Annotated in this window: 2 protein-coding genes and 1 pseudogene; 2 read left to right on the forward strand and 1 reads right to left on the reverse strand. The window is 75.0% G+C overall.

Annotation, left to right across the window (positions count from 1 at the left end):
- Together AB0G02_RS40145 and AB0G02_RS40150 are read left to right on the forward strand one after the other, a co-directional pair.
- On the forward strand, window positions 1–635 hold a 635-nt coding region (locus AB0G02_RS40145), incomplete at its 5' end, for an MFS transporter (protein ID WP_360805766.1).
- A 10-nt stretch (window positions 636–645) separates the two neighbouring features.
- The gene (locus tag AB0G02_RS40150) at window positions 646–1170 is read left to right on the forward strand and encodes a thioesterase family protein (protein ID WP_360805769.1); all 525 of its coding nucleotides are present in this window, start codon (window positions 646–648) and stop codon (window positions 1168–1170) included.
- Here the strand turns inward: AB0G02_RS40150 and AB0G02_RS40155 are convergent.
- Window positions 1142–1431, reverse strand: a pseudogene (locus AB0G02_RS40155) (TetR/AcrR family transcriptional regulator); the annotation flags it as partial. The gene AB0G02_RS40150 and the pseudogene AB0G02_RS40155 overlap by 29 nt on opposite strands.

Below are 1431 nucleotides of genomic sequence, written 5' to 3' on the forward strand. Positions count from 1 at the left end.
CGACCGACACCTGCTGGTCCACACTCTTTCCCTCCCCGACGCTCTTCCGATCTCTGCGCCACCTGGCCACCACCGCGCCGTTGCGCGGCGCGACCGTCGCGTCCGCGGTCGGCTACGGGTCGATCGGCATGCTGACCACGGCGCTGCCGCTGCACCTCGCCGCGCTGGGCGTGGACGGCAACCGGGCCGGGATCGTGTGGGCCGCGATCGAGGTGGGGTGCGTGGCGAGCATCCTGGCGGTGCGCCGGTGGCTGCACCGCTGGCGCCCGGAGCGGGTGGTGTTCACGACGGTCGCGCTGTACGGGGTGACGCTCGCGCTGTGGCCGCTCACCCCGCACTTCACCGTGCTGCTCGGACTGGCGCTGGTCAGCGGGGTGGCGCAGGGGCCGACCCTGACCGCCACGATCACCGCGCGTCAGCGCTACACGCCCGGTCCGCTGCTCGGGCAGGTCTCGACGACGGGCGCGAGCGTGAAGATCGGCGCGTTCGCGGTGGGCGCGGCGGCCGGTGGCGCGTTGCTGACCGCGTGGCGGCCCGGGGCGGTGATCCTGCTCGTCGCGGCCGGCCAACTGGTGGGTGCGGCGCTCGGAGCAATCACGTCGAGGGTCGGGCACGCCGTCCCGGCGACCCCATAGGATCGCCGGCATGGCTGACGCGCGACCTGCCCACGTGCACCGGCTGCGGGTGCGCCCGGTCGACTGCGACCGGCAGGGGATCGTGCACGCCTCGCGCTACGCGGTCTTCTTCGAGGCCGCGATGGTGGAGACGCTGCGGTCGTTGCTGGGCTCCTACAAGGAGCTGGAGAAGCACGGCATCGACTTCGTGATGGCGGAGACGTCGATCCGGTACCTGAACCCGGCCCGGTTCGACGACCTGCTGCGGATCGCGGTGCGGGTGCGCACGCTCGGCACCACCACGTTGACCATGGGCTTCGACGCGGACGTCGACGGCACGCCGGTCGCGACGGGCTGGAACCGGTACGTCTCCTTCGGCACCCCCGAGCTGCGCAGCACCCCGATCCCGGCCGACTTCCGCAAGGTGCTGGAACGCCGTCCGGCCGCGTCCGCCACCAGGTCCGCACCCACGCCCAGGTCGGCGTCCGCCACCGGGTCCGCTTCCGCCACCGGATCCGCGCCCGCGCCTAGGTCCGCACCCGCGCCCCGGCGCTGACGGCGTGACCGGCGCCCGTCCCCTCGGCCCGCGCCACGACCCGCCCGCCCTCGACCCGGACAGCGGTCTCGGTCTCGTCGCTGACCGAGGGCACGCCCGCCGCGGCCGCCAGCGCGCCGGTCTCGTCGCACACCACCCGGACCCGGGGCCACGCCGCGGTCGGGAACGCCTGCCGCAGGCCGCCGCACAGCTGCGCCAGGACCAGCCGGGCCAGCGGCGCCAGCTCCGCCGGCGTCCCGGTGACCACCGCGAGGGTCACCC

Origin of the sequence: Actinosynnema sp. NPDC023658 (genome assembly GCF_040639995.1) — a bacterium.
Taxonomy (GTDB): Bacteria; Actinomycetota; Actinomycetes; order Mycobacteriales; family Pseudonocardiaceae; genus Actinosynnema.

What these genes read in the sequence shown, in the direction of transcription:
- AB0G02_RS40150 (WP_360805769.1), top strand. Translation starts at nt 646, where the DNA reads ATGGCTGACGCGCGACCTGCCCACGTGCACCGGCTGCGGGTGCGCCCG.